General features: G+C 35.9%; 12 protein-coding genes, 15 tRNA genes and 1 rRNA gene. 1 reads left to right on the top strand and 27 read right to left on the bottom strand.

Going from position 1 to position 20,017, the window contains the following annotated elements:
• Window positions 1-100: 100 nt before the first annotated feature.
• From G3O09_RS13200 to G3O09_RS13155, 10 genes are all read right to left on the bottom strand, one after another.
• On the bottom strand, window positions 101-4,216 hold the full coding sequence (locus tag G3O09_RS13200; RefSeq protein ID WP_205439657.1) for a bacterial Ig-like domain-containing protein: 4,116 nt from the start codon (window positions 4,214-4,216) through the stop codon (window positions 101-103).
• Window positions 4,217-4,284: 68 nt separating this feature from the next.
• Window positions 4,285-4,926: a YesL family protein gene (locus G3O09_RS13195; RefSeq protein WP_163101955.1), complete on the bottom strand. Its 642-nt coding sequence runs from the start codon at window positions 4,924-4,926 to the stop codon at window positions 4,285-4,287.
• A gap of 95 nt (window positions 4,927-5,021) precedes the next feature.
• Window positions 5,022-6,314, bottom strand: coding sequence for a Gfo/Idh/MocA family protein (locus G3O09_RS13190; RefSeq protein WP_163101954.1), 1,293 nt, complete (start codon window positions 6,312-6,314; stop codon window positions 5,022-5,024).
• Window positions 6,315-6,354: 40 nt separating this feature from the next.
• Window positions 6,355-7,476, bottom strand: coding sequence for a glycoside hydrolase family 88/105 protein (locus tag G3O09_RS13185; protein ID WP_163101953.1), 1,122 nt, complete (start codon window positions 7,474-7,476; stop codon window positions 6,355-6,357).
• A 23-nt stretch (window positions 7,477-7,499) separates the two neighbouring features.
• Window positions 7,500-8,348 (bottom strand): carbohydrate ABC transporter permease, encoded by an 849-nt coding sequence (locus tag G3O09_RS13180; protein WP_163101952.1) that lies wholly within the window; start codon window positions 8,346-8,348, stop codon window positions 7,500-7,502.
• Between the two features lie 17 nt (window positions 8,349-8,365).
• Window positions 8,366-9,346 carry a carbohydrate ABC transporter permease gene (locus G3O09_RS13175; protein WP_163101951.1) on the bottom strand — a complete coding sequence of 327 codons (981 nt, stop codon included), beginning with the start codon at window positions 9,344-9,346 and terminating at the stop codon, window positions 8,366-8,368.
• A 128-nt stretch (window positions 9,347-9,474) separates the two neighbouring features.
• Entirely contained in the window at window positions 9,475-10,785 is a 1,311-nt protein-coding gene (locus G3O09_RS13170) for an ABC transporter substrate-binding protein (RefSeq protein ID WP_163101950.1), read from the bottom strand.
• Between the two features lie 332 nt (window positions 10,786-11,117).
• A complete protein-coding gene (locus G3O09_RS13165; protein ID WP_163101949.1) occupies window positions 11,118-12,683 on the bottom strand; it encodes a response regulator transcription factor in 1,566 nt (521 codons plus the stop codon).
• 8 nt (window positions 12,684-12,691) lie between these two features.
• Entirely contained in the window at window positions 12,692-14,419 is a 1,728-nt protein-coding gene (locus G3O09_RS13160; RefSeq protein WP_163101948.1) for a sensor histidine kinase, read from the bottom strand.
• A gap of 137 nt (window positions 14,420-14,556) precedes the next feature.
• Complete coding sequence (locus tag G3O09_RS13155; RefSeq protein WP_163101947.1) at window positions 14,557-15,882, bottom strand: multi antimicrobial extrusion protein MatE; 1,326 nt, start codon at window positions 15,880-15,882, stop codon at window positions 14,557-14,559.
• A gap of 267 nt (window positions 15,883-16,149) precedes the next feature.
• Here G3O09_RS13155 and G3O09_RS13150 point away from each other — a divergent pair, with 267 nt between their 5' ends.
• The gene (locus G3O09_RS13150) at window positions 16,150-17,148 is read left to right on the top strand and encodes a LacI family DNA-binding transcriptional regulator (protein WP_163101946.1); all 999 of its coding nucleotides are present in this window, start codon (window positions 16,150-16,152) and stop codon (window positions 17,146-17,148) included.
• Between the two features lie 38 nt (window positions 17,149-17,186).
• On the opposite strand, the gene G3O09_RS13145 is transcribed toward G3O09_RS13150, so the two are convergent.
• The 17 genes from G3O09_RS13145 to rrf form a co-directional block, all read right to left on the bottom strand.
• On the bottom strand, window positions 17,187-18,206 hold the full coding sequence (locus G3O09_RS13145) for an alpha/beta hydrolase family protein (protein ID WP_163101945.1): 1,020 nt from the start codon (window positions 18,204-18,206) through the stop codon (window positions 17,187-17,189).
• Window positions 18,207-18,438: 232 nt separating this feature from the next.
• A tRNA-Leu gene (locus tag G3O09_RS13140) sits at window positions 18,439-18,519 on the bottom strand.
• A 15-nt stretch (window positions 18,520-18,534) separates the two neighbouring features.
• Window positions 18,535-18,608, bottom strand: a tRNA-Cys gene (locus tag G3O09_RS13135).
• A 10-nt stretch (window positions 18,609-18,618) separates the two neighbouring features.
• Window positions 18,619-18,693 (bottom strand) — tRNA-Gly (locus G3O09_RS13130).
• 3 nt (window positions 18,694-18,696) lie between these two features.
• A tRNA-Gln gene (locus tag G3O09_RS13125) sits at window positions 18,697-18,771 on the bottom strand.
• Between the two features lie 35 nt (window positions 18,772-18,806).
• A tRNA-His gene (locus tag G3O09_RS13120) sits at window positions 18,807-18,882 on the bottom strand.
• A gap of 12 nt (window positions 18,883-18,894) precedes the next feature.
• A tRNA-Trp gene (locus tag G3O09_RS13115) sits at window positions 18,895-18,968 on the bottom strand.
• 12 nt (window positions 18,969-18,980) lie between these two features.
• Window positions 18,981-19,065 (bottom strand) — tRNA-Tyr (locus tag G3O09_RS13110).
• Between the two features lie 15 nt (window positions 19,066-19,080).
• Window positions 19,081-19,156 (bottom strand) — tRNA-Thr (locus tag G3O09_RS13105).
• Window positions 19,157-19,165: 9 nt separating this feature from the next.
• A tRNA-Phe gene (locus G3O09_RS13100) sits at window positions 19,166-19,241 on the bottom strand.
• Between the two features lie 8 nt (window positions 19,242-19,249).
• Window positions 19,250-19,325 (bottom strand) — tRNA-Asp (locus tag G3O09_RS13095).
• 3 nt (window positions 19,326-19,328) lie between these two features.
• Window positions 19,329-19,405, bottom strand: a tRNA-Met gene (locus G3O09_RS13090).
• 161 nt (window positions 19,406-19,566) lie between these two features.
• Window positions 19,567-19,642 (bottom strand) — tRNA-Val (locus G3O09_RS13085).
• Window positions 19,643-19,651: 9 nt separating this feature from the next.
• Window positions 19,652-19,726 (bottom strand) — tRNA-Glu (locus G3O09_RS13080).
• 10 nt (window positions 19,727-19,736) lie between these two features.
• Window positions 19,737-19,828 (bottom strand) — tRNA-Ser (locus G3O09_RS13075).
• An 8-nt stretch (window positions 19,829-19,836) separates the two neighbouring features.
• A tRNA-Asn gene (locus G3O09_RS13070) sits at window positions 19,837-19,911 on the bottom strand.
• 9 nt (window positions 19,912-19,920) lie between these two features.
• Window positions 19,921-20,017 (bottom strand): 5S ribosomal RNA (gene rrf, locus G3O09_RS13065); the annotation flags it as partial.

Here is a 20,017-nt window from a genome sequence, read left to right as displayed (position 1 = left end):
GGGCGATGGAGCTGGACAATTTTCAATGTATAAAAAACTTATACATCCTTATCTATAAAAAGAGAGAGGTTAAGAGGTTAACCTCTCTCCTAAGAAGCAATTATTTTACTTTAATATGTGTTTCACCAAAAAATGGAGTCCCCGACTGTAAATGTCCACTTATGGTAACAGGAACGTTATCACCTTTAGTTAAAAGTACAGCAAGCTCTTTTCGTGAAAACTTAACTACATATTCCAAAACTCCATCTGAATCATGATCATAAATTGGATTTTTTACTAATCCATTTTCATTGATTGGTTTAATCTCCCCATTTAAACGAATCGAATCAAATTTAATCTCCTCTAGGTTAAATCCTTCTTGAAGCTGCAGATAAACAGTTACAACACCATTGCTGTTAAGATTTAATTCAGCTGGACTAAATTCAACCTCTGTTAATACCCTAAATCGAAGGAAATCACCCCATATAATATTTCCATTAACATCTCTTTCATATGTTGTTACTGCTTCTAAACTTGCAAAGTTTTCATCAGTAAGTTTTACACCCGATTGATTTGCTGAAAAGGAGCCATTAAACAGGAAATTCCGGTCAGAGCTTAGTTCTAACGGAATGTTATCTGATGTCTGATGTTCCTTTTGATAAGAAACAAAACCGTCAATTGTAAAATCAGGAGTAATATGGCCATATGTGTTAAAGGATAAATTGCTGCCTGCATTGTTATAGGCAATATTATCGATTGCAATCACACCAGGATTACTATTACTAGTAAACCCGTCAGCACCATTTCCAAATGCCATACTATTTCGGATTATATGCGGTACATGGATTCCTTCGCCGCCAAGCTTAAATCCATTTTTGTCACCATTTCCGACAGTTCCATCTGTTAAAAATCCATTACTATAGGCGATGCTATCTTCTATAAGGACGGGGCCAATCGCACCTGTACCTGCTTTTGTGTATAAATCCCAACCATCATCGATGTTATGATGCGCGATACATCCTCTAAAGATATTACCTACTCCTGATGTTAGTTTCGCTGCAAACCCGTCAGCATTATTATCAGAAGGATCGCGATTATCAAAGGAGGTACTATTAAGAATCAGGTTATAGGATGGCCATTCAGACTTGTTATTGGAATTGTCTGTACGGCTAATTTGCAGACCTGTATCACCATTTTGATAAAACCTACTGTTTTCTACGATGTTATGACTTCCACCTATCGTAAAGCCCTTTGTATTCCCACCAGAACGTGCAAAGTCTATTCCTTTTATGTGCCAATAATCTCCGCTAAGAACAACACCTTCAGACCTTTTATTAAAGTCGATGACTGGTCTAGTACCAGGAGCCGCAATTAAATATTTCATAGCTTCTTTTGAACCGTCATTATATTGGCGAATCTCTAGTTTTGACTGACGTACATACTGACCTTCTTGGACAATAATTTTTTGACCTTCGCGCACGAAATCAATTGCAGTGTCTAAGTCAAGCGGATTTTCCTTCGTTCCGGATCCTTTACTTGTTCCATTAGGTGCTACATAGATATCACCGTCTGGTACATAAGATTTCATCGTTGTAGTAAAATTTTTCACCAATTTATCGTAGCTTGATAAGTATTGAGAATCATTGGGTAAAAAAGTAACACTAAAGTTTGTCTGATTATTGGAAGCAAGTGTTGTAGGTATTGAGAAAATTTCTCCTGACTTGACTTCTGCATTTTGGCGAATGACTTTTGTACCCTGTTTAACAGTAACAGTCCCACTCACATTTGCTTGAACCATAAACTCATAGTTTTCCTTTGAGACTTTATCAAGTGAAATGATATTAAAATCAGGAACAATAGGTTCCACAGGCGGCTCTAGTTTTGGTACATCTGTTTTTGCTGCTGTTACGTTGAAATCAATATTGCTTACCTCGATCGTTGCAAGTCGGGCCGTATAAAAACCGACGTAAATCTTTGAGTCTTGTACGTTTAATATCTCAGGTTCAAAGAAAATCTCTTCTTTATCATTATTTAACCTTCCTACAAAACCACTATTCGTTTTAGATAAAGTCAACTTATAATCATTAGTAGGATACGTGTTATTAGTAGCTGGTTTCACATTCTTTAACATAATTTTTTGTATACCTAAGCTGCCGGCTCCATCCGATGATTCTACTCCTGTTCGGATAAAAAATTGTGTCCCATTTGCTTCCTGCGTTCCACCACTATATCCGCCAATTCCTACAATATTAGAAGCAAATACACTAGAATTGCCGTCTTCCCCAATCACATCTCTTGCCATAATCCCAAAAGATTCTTGACCATCATGAGGGTTCTTGGCATATTCCCTTACCTTTATATCAGCCGTTAATGAAAAGTTATCTTCTAGTGCATCAATTTCGGTGTAGTAAAAGGTGATCCCATCATGATCGCCGGTGATTTTACCCGCTTTTCCTTCGAGAGCCACAATTTCAATAGTTCCATCTTCTTCCACGTTCGTATAATTCGTGTCATGGTCGGTTGATTGACCGAATCGAATTGTATTCCATGAATAATGCTTGGGTTCTCTAACCGTAACCTTTAAAGTTATCGGTTCGATTCTAGAATCTATGGGAACTACTTTTACATCGTATATTCCAGGTACTGTGTGATTAAAGTTAGTCGTGTCTAATGAATATTGATCATCTGTAAGTTTTTCTTTATCTTGATTGTCATAGACTTTCGAAATTTCTAGATTTGCCATATCAATCTTGTCACCGATTTGGTAGGTCGTTTTTGGATAGTGTGTGATCGATATACCAGACAGTTCTTTTTCTTTAACCGTTACTTCTAAAACATCGGTTTGTCCCTTATAGGTAATCAGAATATCTTTTTTTCCTGGAAGGGTAGAATCTAGTTCTGTTACAGAATATTCATCCCTCAAAAGTCTGACTTCATTGCCATCACTATAGGTTGCATATACCACCATTCCATCGATATCTAGTTCATCATTAATAAAATAGAGTGTTTTTTGTGGTAATTGTGTGATTTTCAAATCGGTCACCTCTTCATCCTTTACCTCAACATGAAAGGTGGTAAATGTTTCAGGTGTTTTAGTGGATGTTACAGTAATCGGCACAGTTCCTGGTGCATCTAAGGTAGTAATGGACTCTCCAGAAATCGTTAGCTCATATTTATCACTTGTAAGTTCTTCTTTAAGTCCGTTTTCAAACTCACCAACAATCACGATACCTTCAGGATCAAAATGGTCACCAACATAATAATCTGTTTTGGCAGGATAGTATTTTATTTCCAAATTAGTTACCGAAACCGATTTTATGGTAAGATTTATCAATTGGGTTAAACCGTTATAGTTAATACTTATAGTATTTGTTCCTTCCTGGCTGCTTTTAAAACCAGTCACAATATATTCATCTTCTGTTAGTAATTCTTGACTTCCATCTGGATATACACCCGTAACTTTTAAGCCTGTTAAATCTAAACCTTCGCCCAAAAAATATTTCGTTTTCATTTGACTACTGTCTAAGATTAACTCACTAACTTGCTTTGCAAAGGTGATTTCAACATTACTGAAGGTAACTTCAGCATCTCTAGCAACATAAACCCCTGCAAATATTTGTTCATTAAAAAGGTCATTAACCGTAATTGTTTCAGTCTCGTTGTTGGAAGATAATACATATGTATTGCCGGATTTTTTAATCGATAATTCGTATACTTCATTTGCTTTAGGAGGCACTTGATTAACAAAAGGATTTAGCTTCGTTTGTGTACCTTTTTTATATAAGCCTTTCATAACTGTATCAAGAGCACCAACCGCCACATAATTTGCCGTCTGGGTAGACGAATCACCATTGCTACCTACCTTGTCTCTAAGCATAATCCCAAAGGATTTTTGATTTGGAGTACTAATGCCGCTATTACCATTAAAACTTTTAACTGTTGCTTTTGCTTTAATCTCAAAGTTAGAATTGGCTAGGAGTTTACTAAAGTAATAAGAAAGGCCCTCATCACCACTTGCTATTTTCCCACCAGTTACAGCCATTGTTACTGAATCACCCTCATCAATTGTTGGCTGGGGATTTTTTGTAGTACTGGTGTTGCCGCCAAAAGCACTAAATGTCCAATCGTTTGTTTCTGAAGTAGTTGCAACGCCCTGAGCATAACCATGGAAGTTCATAGTTGAAAGTAAAAGTACAAGTGAAACCGCAAAAGCAAATAACTGCTTAAGTTTCTTCACTAAATAACCTCCTCAAATGACAAACTTGTTTTCAATCATTCGAATCCTACAACTTTACCAGTGCTCAACTACACATATGAATGTGTTTGTTCAGCTTTAACATCATCAATATTTTCAAAGGTTTTATAAGCCACCCACATATTAAAATAAACAAAAAAACTAATCCCAAAGATTGGTATTAACCCAGGTAAGTAGATAAGAAAATAATAAGTACATAAACTTCCAATTAACATACATACGATTGTTGTAGGTTTTAGAAATCCAATTTTTAAAGCATGGGTCAAATATTGATAGATTTTCAAATCATAATGAACATAAACTGGAAAAATATTTAGAAGGAGTATGAAATATACCATTCCAAGCATCATCATTAGATAACTCATAATGGTATAAAATGGACCTTCAAACTGGCGAAAGAATTGTAAGTCCAAATACCAAATTAGACCTATGGCTATTAATAGCAAGCCTAAACCATTTGCTCGAATAAATTCAGTTCGATACGTTCTCCAGAACGTTTTAAAGACTGGAATATCTTCTTTATCCATCGCTGTTTTTCTAGCAACTGCGAACATTGCCACAGTACTAGGAACAATTCCTAAGATAACTGCACCTAATAAAGTAAACATTATCCAGAGAAGATTTATATAAGCAAAATGGGTAATCCATCTGCATAGATTATAGATGCCTGTTAAAAGTCGGTTCATCTCCATTTGATATTTCTCCTTCCCAGCGGTTTTAACATAGGTGGTTTAGCTTCTGCAAAATTACTTAGGGGATAGCTCTATTTGCAGAAGCTACCATTCTATTAATTAGTCACTTTTTGCGTATTTAGAAGTTCTTCAATATAGATTGGTTTATTCTCTTTTGCTGAACGCCAGACTGCTTCACCTGTTGTAACAGCATATGCCCCATCTACACTTCCTGAAAGAATTCGATAAGGTCTTGTTGGATCTTCACCCAGGAAAATATCTTCTTGAATCACTGGGTCACCGCCACCATGTCCACCTTCACGTTTGACAACATAAATGGTTTCTTTAGAGCCAAAGAGTGGAAAATATTCAATAGTTTGCTCATTCACTGGAAAAGGAACACGTGATGGTGCATGAAACTCGGTTGTTTCTAGGCGTCCCTTCGTACCATTAATTGCAAGCCTATAGCCTTCATATGGTAAGGAAAAATTTATCGAATAGCTTAATAGAGCACCTTTGTCATATTTAATCGTCGCTGTATATGTATCTTCAATCTTAATTTCAGAATCAAAGATACATTGATCTGGTCGATAATTGGTGTAGGTATCTTTTCTTTTTGCATCGGAATCAATATGATCATCTTGAACTTTTATCGTGTTACTTCTTGAGTTCCATCGAGTGTAGTAAGAGCATTGATCCTTAACATTACATGTAAAGCAATAACGTCCATCTTCTTCTGCCGGATTAAGCTCACTTTTATTTCCATAGTAATTGAGTGCACCAAAAGAAAATACTTCAACTGGTTTTTGATCAATCCACCAATTGACTAAATCAAAGTGATGTGAGCTTTTATGAATAGAAAGCCCTCCTGAGTAATCACGATTACGATTCCAACGTTGGAAGTAACTTGAGCCATGGTATGTATCTATATACCAATTCAAATCTACTGAAGTAATTCTGCCAATTTTGCCTTCAAGGATTAACTCCTTCAATTTTGTATGGTATGGACTATAGCGATAATTAAATGTAACAGTCACTTTTCCTTTACTGATCTCTTCTGCATCCATAATTCTTTTACAGTCTGCTGCTGTTGTCGCCATTGGCTTTTCAGTGATTACATCTAAATCATGCTTTAATGCCTTTACGATATAATCGACATGGGTATCATCTCTACCTGCTACAATAATCACGTCAGGCTTTGTTTCAAACACCATTTTTTCGAATTCTGAATCAAAATACTCTGGAACATTCGAAATTTGTGGGAATTCATCTTTACAGACCGTAAATCTTTTAGCATCGTTGTCTAGTAAAGCAACTAGTTGACTAGTTTTTGAAAACTTCTCAAGCATCGGTTTAATAAACATTCCGTTTGCTCTTTTACTTACTCCACAAACTGCAAACTTTTTCATGATTTGCACCCCATTTTTTATAATCTACAAAGTTAGGACTTTATAATTCAGGTAATAATTTTTGCATTTCAATACATGCTAGAATAAAGGAGCCTACACCGTGTAAATCATTTTCACAAGTTGGGCGGTCTAAGTAATGCTGATAATCGCCTACCCCAGTACCGATACAAATTTCAGGCATGACAAATGCACCCTCGTCATTAAATTCCATTTTATCTAATAAACCTCGGAACCCTTTTATTGCATATTCCTTCAAGCTATCATCCTGATAACCATCATTTATGGCTCGAGCAATTGTATAGATAAATAAGGCTGAACAAGAGGTTTCGATCCAGTTATTCATGTCATGTCCTTTATCTACTACTTGGTACCAAAGCCCAGTAGCTCTATCTTGGAACTGAACCAGTCCTTTAGTAAGATCCTGTAATGCTTGAACAAGCTCAGGTCTGGATGGGTGATCTTTTGATAAAAATCCTAAAATTTCGTTAAAGGTAATACCGTACCAACCAATTGCTCTTCCCCAGAATTCAGGTGATTTACCAGTTTCAGGGTCTGCCCAAGGCTGATGCCTTTTTTCATCCCATGCATGGTAGAATAATCCAGTCTTTTCATCCATTGTATGTTTTCTCATCAGTCTTTCTTGTTCTAGGACCATTTCTAATAATTCCGGCTCACCATACTGTTTTCCGTAATTCATAGCAAATACTCCACCCATATACAAACCATCTAACCACATCTGATAAGGGTATTTATCCTTGTGCCAGAAGCCTCCATCAGAGGTTTTATTAAAGGTAGGAAACATATTCTTTAACTTGGTAGCCGCAATCTTATATCTCGGGTCATTCGTTACTTGGTCTAATTTAAATAGTAATAGGCCAGCTTGAATCGAATCTAATTCTTCTCGATCAAAATAGAAGTTTCCATCCTCATCAATAATATTGTCGACGTATCCTCTGATATAGTTGAAGTAGTCCTCACTTCCAACCGTCTCATTTAGCTGTAACATGCTATATAAAAAGACACCCTGGTGGTAATGCCATCTATTAGCAGGAGGTAGCTGTGCAGGTGTATAAGTCGCCATTAAAGAATCACATGCTGCCTTTCCCCACTCTAAAGGGGTTAAAAGTTGTTTACGCCTCTCGCTTCTGCTTATTGAAACCATTTTTCCCACTCCTTTAATCTAATTTATGATTTCAACCCACTCGTGCTAATTCCATCTACGATATAGCGCTGGAAAATGAAGAAAATGATGAATACTGGGATTAGACTAATTGTCGACATTGCAAACATGGCACCCCAGTTTGTGACAGAGTTTGGATCAGAAAATAGTTTTAAGGCTAATGACACTGGATATTTCTCAGGAGTTGTTAAGTAAAGTAAAGGACCCATGAAATCATCCCAGCGCCAGTAGAATGAAAATATGGCTGCTGTCATCATAGCTGGTAAAACTAGTGGGCAGATAATTCTGAAGAATGTTCCGAATGTACCACATCCATCAATTTGGGCTGCTTGGTCCAGCTCAGTTGGGATTGTACGAATAAATTGCATAATTAAAAAGATAAAGAACGGTGCTCCAAAGAACGTTGGTAAAATTAGAGGAAGGTATGTATCAATCCATCCAAAACCATTAAACATAATATATTGGGGAATCATAACCATTTCATATGGCAACATCATCGTCAGCATCATGCAAACAAACCAGAATTTTTTTCCCACAAAGTTAATGCGTGCGAATCCGAATGCAATTAACGTCGAAGAAAGTACACTTCCGATTGTTGAAATTAATACAATGACAAAGGAATTTTTAAAGAAGGTTGAAAACGTAATTCCACCAAAGCCTTTCCAGCCTTCTACATAGTTCTCAAAACGGAATACATCTGGAAGGATTTTATGAGCATCAATAAAGACTGTTGAGCTCTCTTTAAAAGAACTGCCAACCATCCAAGCAAGAGGATAGAGCATGAGTAATGTAAAGAGTATCATAATCGTATGCTGGGTAATTTTTTTAAGCTTCTTTTTAGTTGAAGTAGACATAAACATACTCTCCTTTCTTATTTTTGATCTCCTTCGTAATGGACCCATTTATCCGATGTTTTAAAAATTAACGCAGTAAAGGCAGCAATAATAACTAACATCACCCATGCCATTGCGGAGCCATAACCCATTTCGAAGAATTCAAATGCTCTTCTATACATATAAAGAACGAATAAGACTGTACTATTCATAGGTCCACCATTTGTTACAACAAAGCTTGGTGTAAAGGCCATAAATCCATTTATAACTTGCATGACTGTATTAAAAAGAATAACTGGCGTTAGGAGCGGCAGCGTAATCATGAAAAACTGTTGAATCGGACGAGCACCGTCAACGCTTGCCGCTTCGTAATACGTTTTTGGGATGTTTCGCAAGCCAGCTAAGAAAATCAACATTGATGAACCAAATTGCCACCCATATAACACAATAATTGTCCAAATAGCTGTATCAGGATCTCCTAACCAAGAATGGGTTGGCAGTCCTAACGTAGCTAAAATCGAGTTAAATGCTCCATCGTTTCCAAATAATTGTCTCCACATAATTGAAATGGCAATACTTCCACCTACTACTGATGGTAAGTACAACATCGTACGGTATAATCCAACCATTTCGACAATCTTATTTAGTGCCAATGCTACTAATAAGGCAAAAACGAGTCGAATCGGTACGGCGACACCTGCATAAAAGAATGTAGTCTTCATCGATGACCAAAACATCGGATCATTCGTGAACATCCTTACATAGTTATCAGTGCCAGTCCACCTTGGATCTCCTAACAAATCATAATCGGTAAAAGATAAGTAAAAGGAATATACAACTGGATATAGTGTTAAACAAATCAATCCAATAATGAAAGGTGAGATAAAAAGATATCCGGTTAAATTTTCATAACCAGCTTTTTTCTTTCTAGGCTTTAGAAGTTTAACGAGATTATTGGAAACTGTCGTCTTTGGAATATTGACAACTGAGTCTAGCTGTTCAGTTTTTTTCGGTATCATTACCCTCATCTCTTTCTTATAAGATATAGTTAGTTTGAAAGATGCTCCCAAAGTACTCAAGCATGCTTAGCATTCTAAAAAAAAGTGGTCCTGACAGTAGTTAGAGACCAGGACCGACTTTTTTATTTTTATCGACTTAAAATCTCTTCTGCTTGCTTTCTAAACTCCTTTGCACCTGCTTCAGGAGTCAATTCTCCATAAATAACTAACTCATCAATGTCAGCTAATGCTTGTAGTACCTCAGCTGATGCAGGTGGGTAGTTGCTATCGATTGGAGTGCTATTTTCATTTACTAAAGCGATATAATCGAAGATTTTCTTATCTGTTTCACTTAAGTTAGGTGACATTGCATCTCTAATTTCCTGTTTAAGAGGAACACCACGGTCCGATCCACCAATTTCATAAACTTTACTATTATTGATAAAGAAGTTGATAAACTTGGCTGCTTCTTCTTTATTCTTTGATGATTCAGGAATAGACCATAACATCGCAGGCTTTAAGAACATACCTTGAGCATTTCCTTCACCTGGAAGTAATGTTAATTCAAATTGTTTTCCAGCAGCACTTGTAAGAGCTCCTACTTGATTTGACCAACGGAAATCAAATGGAGATTTACCATGGACGATTAGTTCGTCTTCAACACCCTTAATTTGTTGAATGACATCATAGCCTGGTGCAACACCTGCGTCCACTAACTCTTTATTCATTGCATAGTAGTCTTCTAAAAGTTTGTCATCATCGTATCCTAAGCCTGTTCCATCTTCATTAAAGAACTTAAAGCCTTTTTCTCTTAAATAATATTCAAATAGATTCTTTGGTTCTAAAAGTCTAGTACCATAAGTACCTAATTCTTTGTGAACTTTCTTAGCAGCTGTTAAGTAGTCCTCCCAAGTCCAACTTTCATTTGGAAGGGCTACTCCTGCTTTTTCTAGCATTTCTTTATCGTAAACAGCTGCTAGAGCATTCGTACCTGTTGGAATCCCCAGAAGCTTGCCTTCCTTTGTACCGGATTCCATGATTGTTTCACTTACTCCTTCTAAATCGATTGTTCCATTTTCCACAAATTCTGTTAAGTCAGTTAATAGGCCTTTATCTGCGTATTGATTTAAATACTCACCAAAGTTTTGCTGCATGATATCTGGTAGATTGTTACCTGCCGCTTGTGCAGCCATCTTTTCAAAATAACCATCAAACCCAGTAAATTCTGGTTCAATAGTAACGTGTGGGTTTTCTTTTTCGTATAAATCAATAATTGCCTGTGTTTGGTCATGTCTCGATTGAGAACCCCACCAAGTCATTCTTAACGTAACCTTTTCTACTTCCTTTTTTTCTTTTTCTTTTTCAGTGCTTTCATTATTGGAAGCTTGGTTTCCTGAGCACGCACCTAGTACTAATGACAAAATTAGCGTAGGCACCAGTAAAAAGTTTCTCTTTTTCATCCTTGTAACCCCCCTTTTAAATTGAAAACGCTTTCTAAAATAATAATAAATTATGTGAGTTTTCTAAATAATAAAAATATCAGACATTGATGTTTAAAAATCAGAGGATTTGATTTTATGGGAAAGAATAAGTGATTACATTTTTCCCCCTAAATGAAAACAATACAACCTGAACCCTACTCTAAATGTCCTTCATCTCGCACAGGAAGGTACAAAGCTGCCTCAATATCGAATATGTCCTTCCATAAAAAAACAAACACGTATGAAACAAAGCCTTTACTGAGTCTATGTCATAAAAAAAGCTTGCTCGAGGTTATGAAAACCTCTGCAAGCTAGCTGATTAGTAGGTTATTTTTATATTCTGAAGGAGTGAATCCTGTATATTTTTTGAATACTTGACTAAAGTATCTTGGATTGTCTCCAAACCCAACTTCTTCAGCCACTTCAAACATTTTAACCTGACCGTTATTTTCAATTAAATCAATCGCTTTTTCCACTCTAAGTTTTATTAGAAAACTAGAAAAATTTTCACCATATTCCTTTTTAAAAAGTTTTCCTAGATAATCCGAATTCATATAAAAAACCTCATTAGCTATTTTAGATAGTGAGAGCGATTGATCAGCAAAATTCTTTCCTACGTATTCAATCAGTTTTCGTATGATGTCACTTTGAGATTCTTTATTTCGATCATAATTTTGTTGAGCAATCTCGACTGAAACGCTTTCAATAAATTCTTTATAATCACCTAATATAGTAAACTCTTGAAAAACAATTATTTTATGAAACAGCTCGTCCATCTTTTCCTTTTTAGCTTGTCTAATGATAGACATATATATCTCAAGACAATGCGATTTCACCACGTTCACATCGTATTTTTCTTTTTTGAGTTGTTCAAAAAATAGTTCTAAGTAATGCTTAACCTCCATAATATTCCCACTTCTGATGGAAAAAATAAAATCCTCGTGATCAAACAATTGAACATTATCAAAATAGGAATCTTCTTTTTGTAAATCATTTACTGAAATGATACTTCCATTACCTAAATAAAAGCGTTGAGATAAACAGTCGATAACCTCATTATAAAGTCGTCTAAGTTGGTTAATACTTCCATCACTACTGATAGCTGTTGTGAATTTTATATTATAAATGTCCCAGAACCTTTCTTTTACTTGCTTTATTCTATTAATTAAACATGGATCAGGACAATTTTCACATAATATAAATATTTTCTCACCAATGATTGTACATAGCTGTATCTTGTTGTTAATATCTAATAGCTCTGCTACGATTTCTTTTAAAGCAAAGATATTCTCAAAATCATGGTCCTCATCTATTTCTAAAACGACTAATTTAAAATTTTCAGTTGTAAGCTTTATTTCAAATAGTTGACTAAAATATACCCATTCAGGGATTCCATATTTTTTATTCGTGATAATCTCCTTTAGGAATTGTTCTTTTGCTTTAGGCATAACATCTTGAAGCTTATTTTTAATACTTGTTACAAATTGTTCCTTACCTAACTGTTCATCTAGTTCCTGCACCACTTTTCGTAATGCTTCTTCGATTTTTGTTTCATTGCTAGGTTTAAGCAAATAGTATTTCACATTAAATTGCATGACCGTTTTGGCATATTCAAATTCATCGTAGCCAGAAAGTATGATGAACTTCATGTTCGGAAATATTTTGTTGACTTTTTCAATCAATTCTACGCCATTTAATCCTGGCATTTTAATATCAGAGATCACAATGTCAGGAGGATCTTCTATTATGAAATCAAAAGCCATACGCCCATTATGAGCTTTCTTGACAAGGTGTGTTCCACAGCTCTTCCAATCTACAAGTGCTGCTATTCCTTCTAGGATGTTAATTTCATCATCAACTAAAAGTACCTTATACATGATCCCCTTCACTCCATCCTACATGGTAATGTGATGATAACTTTAGTTCCCTTATCCTGTTCACTCTTAATCTCTATTCCATATATATTTCCAAACATAAGTTTTATTCTATCGTTAATATTACATAATCCTATCCCGGTTCTTTTAGACTTTAAATCTCCGCTAAAAATAGACTGTATTGTTCCTTCATCCATGCCTGGCCCATTATCCTCTATAACAATACTAATATTTCCATTATCTAAATAGTGGGTACTTATGGATATGGTACATCCATCCACAGACTCTTCTAATCCATGCTGAATAGCATTTTCAACAATTGGTTGAATAGATAGTTTTGGAATAAGAAACTCTTCCACATCAGGTGAACTTTCTAACGAGAAATATAGTCTTTCTTGATATCTGTACTTTTGGATCGTTATATAATTAATGACGATTTGCAGCTCTTCTTTAATTGAAATTAGCGGTGCTTTTTTACTAATAATATTTCTCATCATATTCCCCAATGCTTCTGCCATTATTGAAATATTGGGTTGTTTATTGAGTTTTGCCATCCAATTAATAGAGTCTAAGGTATTGTATAAAAAGTGAGGGTTAATTTGTGCTTGTAACGCCTTATACTCGGTCTCCTTAATGACTAATTGTTTTTGATAATTTTCTTTTATTAATTCATTAGTCTTATTAATCATAATTTGAAAATTTTCATGTAGCTGTCCAACTTCATCATTAGGATAAGTATCTTCCTTAAAGTCAGACTGTTCAAATTTTCCTTTTTGAGCTTGCTTCATTTTTACAGTTAATCCTTCGAGAGGTTTAGATAAGGCACTTGCCGCTCTCCTACTCAAGAATATAGTAAGTAATAACATAAATATAAAGCAGATAAACATCCAATGCTTGATGTTGGTTGATTGTTCTGTAATATTATCAAATGGAAGAAAATGATAGTAAGTTAAATTCGAAAACTCTGATTCCTGATAAGCCACTAAAAAGTTCTTATTATCAATGTTCATAATATCGTAACCGCTTCCAACTTTAACAATTGGTATACTATCATTATCTATTTTATTGTGATTACTCATATAGACAATACCGTCATCTCTTGTTATCACAAAATCGTTATCAGAGGGAATCTTTAGACTACCCCGAATGAGCTTTTCCATATCAATTGTGATGATTAATGTACCAAGATACGCAAGGCTTAAATTTTCTTTGTTTCTAATGATTCTCGTAGCTGTTAATTTGTTCTGGTTTTCAAGCCCGGCCCAAACATTTGCACCTTTGTTAGAGAAAACTTGCGGGAGTATATCCTTTGACTGATATTTGATCTTCGTATTAAATCCGGCAACATAGTTTTTACGATAATAATCAATAATTTGAATAGAGGATATATATCTTTTTTGAGTTGCGAATGTAACGAGTGTATCCATTAATTTGGCTTTTGTTCGATAAACTTCATATGCTTTTGGATTATCTTTTATCTGTTTTAAAGAATTTTGCACAAAATCATCTGTACTAATTTGAAAGGAAAGTTGTTCAATTTCATTTAATTCTTTATCCAAAACAGCAGAAGATAATTGAAGTGTCTTAGCAGACTGTTTATAGAGTTCATCTTCATACATTCTTGAAAAATAATTAAATGCATAAATACCGAAGATACAAAAGATTACTAATAACAACAACATGATTGAAAAAATTTTATTTTTTATTTTGAAATGATAATAAAAAGGTTTTATAGTCATCTTGAATTCAATCCTTACATATGGCATTCTTTATATTTCGACTAAACCTGACAAAACCCTCTACTTACTTTTATATTAACTTTACCCATGTATGGAAACAAAAGGGAGGCTAATAAACTTTATTAGCCTCCCTTTTTCTATATGCCTAACGTAATCTTTTCCTTCCCGCTAATCTTCCTCTGACTCATTTTATTAACTATCGAATACACAACAACCAATCCTGCCACTTCCCCAATCGATGCTGCAATGGCCCCATTTATCCCATTCAATTGTGGGACAGTGTATATCAAAATGGAAAGAGTGATAAGAACAGCGATTAGATTAATCACTTGTGAAAGGATCATACGATTAGTTTGTCTTTGAAGCATTAGAAACCCATTTAGAAAATCTACAATTGGATACACTATTGTTTTTAATAAAAAGAACTTTAGTACTTCTAAAGTAGTTTCAGCTAAAACCCGATCAGCCCCCATTACAGTTTCCATGAACCAATTACCTGCTGATGAAAAACATAATACTACTAATAAAACGGAGGGAATAACACTTATTAACAGAGTAAAATTTATGACTCTTTTTTTATTTTTCTCATAAAATTGTAAAACGATTTGGTGTGTATACATAAAAAAGCTTAAAACCAAATTGGTGATACTCGAGGCTAAAGCAAACGAGGCAATTCCCATTTGAATATTCTCTGATTTTGCCAGAAAAACATAAACGATTGGTATCATCATTGTTTGAATAATAAAGTAAAAAACTAATGGGGTATAAAATTTAAATATATCAGACTTTCTTAGTTTATTAGAATTCAAATTTTCTGGATAATCTTTGATAATGAAATGCCCTTTCCAGACACTAATAGCACACTCAATAATCATCCCTACTAAGAAGATGAAAGCTCCTCCCATACTTGTAATATAATCCATAATGACTAATAGATAAGCTATAACAAACATCCCAATAAGTCTAATAACCACCCCGATAGTAAGCCACTTTGTTTCAAGATGGTTGATAATAATTCCTTGATAAATCGCACGTATTCCCGAAAAGAGTAGAACAAAGGTAATTACTTTAAAGGTTTGTGAAATAGTATGTACCATATTTTCGTCTGCATTAAAAAAATGGACATACATCCAATCCCCAATTGAACTATATGCCAGGAGGGAACTAAACAAAAAAACGATACCCATTACATACAATAAAAAGATATTTAATAGTTTAAATGATTGTTTATCTTTTACTAAAGCAGAACTCGTTTGACGAATAACAATAATCGGTCTCTCCACAATCCCGAATAAAGCAAAAGCCACCGCATAACATGCGATAATAAAAGCAGCATCTTCAGATCTTGTTAACGTTCCATTAATAATGACATGTGTAATAGAAGTTAAGCTAGCAGAAAAACCTAATGGTAAAAAAAAGGCACTGAGCTGCTTATACGAAACCTGGCTGTTTAAACTATTCATGAAAATCACCTCTATTCTCATTATAAGTTATAGTCGGCTCTAAATAACAACGTTGTTATTTATAATAACTAAAAGTAAATGAAATAACAAACAATTTTTAGATTTTTCGCAAAATTAAATTCAATATAATTTTGTTTTGCACTGATTTTATTACTATGGGTAAAATCTCGCCAATGTCCTTAGATGTTTAATATTGTGATTCATATGCATTTTTCATATACTATTAACAACGTTATTATTTTCTTGATGTTTTTGGAGGATTTATATATGGGTGTGACCATTAAAGATATTGCCAATGTAACAGGGGTTAGTTTCTCTACTGTTTCTAAAGCTTTAAATAATAGCCCTCTCGTAAAGCCTGAAACAAAATCAAAAATTCTTCAAATCGCAAAAGAACTAGGGTATGAACCTAATTTTGCTGCTAGAAGGTTAGTCTCAAAGGAAACCAAAACCATTGGGCTAGTTTGGCCTACAATTGAAAGGGCTGCCTTATCAACACTCGTTACAAAAATTAATGCTGAAATTGAAAACAATGATTACTCTATGATATTGTCCATTAATTCTACAAATTCTGCTGTTGAAATGTTTAAACGATTTCAAGTAGATGGAATCATTATTTTTGAGGAAAATGAAGATCAATCACTAATAAATCATTCGCCAACAATACCGATTATTTCCTACGGAGTTGCGAGTAGTCAAACCAAAATCCCGTTTATTGATGTAAATTATAAAAAAGCTATGTTTCTCGCTGTCGAATATCTATATCAATTAGGTCATAGGGAAATAGCTTATATTGGTGATTTTACCTTCGGCGATTCTAGGCAAACCGAAAAGTATGAAGGCTTTATAGAGGTAATGAAACAATTTAATTTACCTACTAATAAACAGTATTTAATTAATACAGGTGGATTGGATGGGTATCACGGGTATATGGCGACGAATCGCCTATTACAATCATCTAGGATTCCTTCAGCCATTATTGGAGGAAGTTATGATATAAGCGAGGGAATTATCCGTTCACTTAAAGAGGCCAACTTCATTATTCCGAAGGATATATCTGTTATCGGCTATGATAATATACCACATATGGGAAATTTAGAGACCCCATTAACAAGTATTGGTGTTCCTGTTGAAGTATTAGCTAAAAAAATTACGGACTCCCTATTTCATCAAATTCATGACCCATATTCTGTTCCCATGATACAAATTCTAGAGCCTGAATTAAGGGAGAGAACTTCTTGTGCTCAAGTAAATAAAAAGGATTGATCTTTTGCAAGCATCAATCCTTTTTAATCTTTTTTTATTTACAAGTATGAGTCCAACCAATCATAAGAAACTAGGCCATTCACTTCATGCTCTCCAAAAAAGCTGTCCCATCCAAGATTTCCTGATTTTCCTATGGATTGATAAATATTGTTTATCTTAGAATAAGCAAGTTCTGCAGCTTCTATTGGAAATAGAAGATCATCTTTCCCCGATTCAATAAATAACGGACGCGGGGCAATCAAGCCAATTATATCTGGCATTTCAGCATATTGAAGAATTCCAGGTAGGTAGTTATCTATACAATGACGCATTGATAAAATACTACTCTTAAATGTATTTGTATAACCACTAATTACAACTGCTTTGATTCTTTCGTCAATTGCAGCAGCAAAAGCACATATTTGTCCCCCTCCGGAAAAACCCATACAGCCAATTCTCGATGCATCTACTTCTTGCCTTGTGTGAAGAAAATCAATCCCTTTTTGGAATTCATGTACTCTTTGCCCTGCCAATGTTTTGCCAAGCATAAGTAAATATGTTGCTAAGCGAAAACAAGAATTTTCAGTGACTTCCTTTTCTAAATCGTCTTTTAATCTTCTATCACCAAAACCAATTACTTCAGGTACTAATACTACATAACCTCTCTTAACTAAATCGATCGCAAAATCCTTATGATAACTGTGATCCAGACGTTTCTCTTTACCATTCGGTTGTAATCCCACCAATTCCTTACTACCATAGCCATGTCCGTGACAGGCTATAATTGTTGGCAATGGTTTTGTTTGATTTTTTGGTATTAATAGATAAGCAAGGACTCTTAAATTTATGTCAACTGAGTATTCTACACGTTCTCTTATGTAATCTTCAAGTTCATTATGTTCCAAAATTTTTGGGTTTAATTCTGTTAGATCATTAGGGGGAACAGCCAATATATCTGAAAACTTCCTTTTAAGAGTATCTCTCCACTCAGACCATTCCCTCCTATTGTTCGCATTGAATGAAAGACGTTGCGTCGTATTTCGATACGCTTGTTCTAAATACTCATCAGGAGACCACAAATTTATCCCACCTTTTTCATATCTAATTTTTATTTCAGTTTAATTTGATTAGGCTCACGTATCAATATTGTTTTAAATTAATACTTTCAGTAAATGAGATTTATAGGGTATTTTATTTTATAACGTTATTCATTATTTGTCCTTAACAAACCGAATCCAAAATAGCCTAACAAAATAACATCTAAAAAAGAAAAAGATCTCCAACTTTAAAAGTTGAAGATCTTTGTTAAGATACCGGTGGCCGGGGTCGAACCGGCACTCCAGAGGAACACGATTTTGAGTCGTGCGCGTCTGCCAATTCCGCCACACCGGCGTATCAAAATATAATTGGAGGCGGCAACCGGATTTGAACCGGTGATAAAGGTTTTGCAGACCTTGGCCTTACCACTTGGCTATGCCGCCAGTATTAAAATGGAGCGGAAGACGGGATTCGAACCCGCGACCCCAACCTTGGCAAGGTTGTATTCTACCACTGAACTACTTCCGCAAATGGCTGGGGTAGCTGGATTCGAACCAACGCATGTAGCAGTCAAAGTGCTATGCCTTACCGCTTGGCTATACCCCAATAACATTATATGAGTCATTTTAGAAAAATATGAATGGGGCGACTGATGGGAATCGAACCCACGAATGTCGGAACCACAATCCGATGCGTTAACCACTTCGCCACAACCGCCATACATATTATTGGCAGGGGCAGTAGGAATCGAACCCACACCGGAGGTTTTGGAGACCTCTGTTCTACCTTTAAACTATGCCCCTAAATATTTTAAATGGTGGAGGGGGACGGATTCGAACCGCCGAACCCGGAGGGAGCGGATTTACAGTCCGCCGCGTTTAGCCACTTCGCTACCCCTCCACATATTAATGAAAATGGTGCCGGCGATAGGAGTCGAACCCACGACCTACTGATTACAAGTCAGTTGCTCTACCAACTGAGCTACACCGGCAAATATAAATGGTGGCTCGGGACGGAATCGAACCGCCGACACAAGGATTTTCAGTCCTTTGCTCTACCGACTGAGCTACCGAGCCAACACAAATGGCGGTCCCGACGGGAATCGAACCCGCGATCTCCTGCGTGACAGGCAGGCATGTTAACCGCTACACCACGGAACCATTTGGTTGCGGGGACAGGATTTGAACCTGCGACCTTCGGGTTATGAGCCCGACGAGCTACCAGACTGCTCCACCCCGCGATAATAGAAATGATACAATTTTGTTTATGCGCTAAGTTTTCTTTAGACTGTAACAATCTCAGAAAGCAAACTCTTGAAGCAGCTCGATTGTTACAACTCGTAGAATTTTCACAGAAGCTTCGCTCGTTGCTCCACCCCGCGATAATAATAATTAAACTATATGGTGGAGGATGACGGGATCGAACCGCCGACCCCCTGCTTGTAAGGCAGGTGCTCTCCCAGCTGAGCTAATCCTCCATATTAAAGTGGTGACCCGTACGGGATTCGAACCCGTGTTACCGCCGTGAAAGGGCGGTGTCTTAACCGCTTGACCAACGGGCCAGTAAGTAAATGGCGGAGAGCAAGGGATTTGAACCCTTGAGACAGCGTTGACCGTCTACACGATTTCCAATCGTGCTCCTTCGACCTCTCGGACAGCTCTCCAATATATATGGCTCCGCAGGTAGGATTCGAACCTACGACCGCTCGGTTAACAGCCGAGTGCTCTACCACTGAGCTACTGCGGAATAATATAAGCCTGGCGACGTCCTACTCTCACAGGGGGAAACCCCCAACTACCATCGGCGCAAAAGAGCTTAACTTCCGTGTTCGGAATGGGAACGGGTGTGACCT

Source organism: Peribacillus alkalitolerans, from assembly GCF_010882125.1.
In the GTDB taxonomy this organism is placed as follows: domain Bacteria; phylum Bacillota; class Bacilli; order Bacillales; family DSM-1321; genus Bacillus_BN; species Bacillus_BN alkalitolerans.
Note: the sequence above shows the minus strand (reverse complement) of the source record. Positions and strands in the feature narration are given on the sequence as shown.

Coding starts and splice junctions, on each gene's coding strand:
- G3O09_RS13185 (WP_163101953.1), bottom strand. CDS start 7,476: ATGGTTTCAATAAGCAGAAGCGAGAGGCGTAAACAACTTTTAACCCCT.
- G3O09_RS13170 (WP_163101950.1), bottom strand. CDS start 10,785: ATGAAAAAGAGAAACTTTTTACTGGTGCCTACGCTAATTTTGTCATTA.
- G3O09_RS13155 (WP_163101947.1), bottom strand. CDS start 15,882: ATGAATAGTTTAAACAGCCAGGTTTCGTATAAGCAGCTCAGTGCCTTT.
- G3O09_RS13160 (WP_163101948.1), bottom strand. CDS start 14,419: ATGACTATAAAACCTTTTTATTATCATTTCAAAATAAAAAATAAAATT.
- G3O09_RS13195 (WP_163101955.1), bottom strand. CDS start 4,926: ATGGAGATGAACCGACTTTTAACAGGCATCTATAATCTATGCAGATGG.
- G3O09_RS13150 (WP_163101946.1), top strand. CDS start 16,150: ATGGGTGTGACCATTAAAGATATTGCCAATGTAACAGGGGTTAGTTTC.
- G3O09_RS13165 (WP_163101949.1), bottom strand. CDS start 12,683: ATGTATAAGGTACTTTTAGTTGATGATGAAATTAACATCCTAGAAGGA.
- G3O09_RS13180 (WP_163101952.1), bottom strand. CDS start 8,348: ATGTCTACTTCAACTAAAAAGAAGCTTAAAAAAATTACCCAGCATACG.
- G3O09_RS13190 (WP_163101954.1), bottom strand. CDS start 6,314: ATGAAAAAGTTTGCAGTTTGTGGAGTAAGTAAAAGAGCAAACGGAATG.
- G3O09_RS13175 (WP_163101951.1), bottom strand. CDS start 9,346: ATGATACCGAAAAAAACTGAACAGCTAGACTCAGTTGTCAATATTCCA.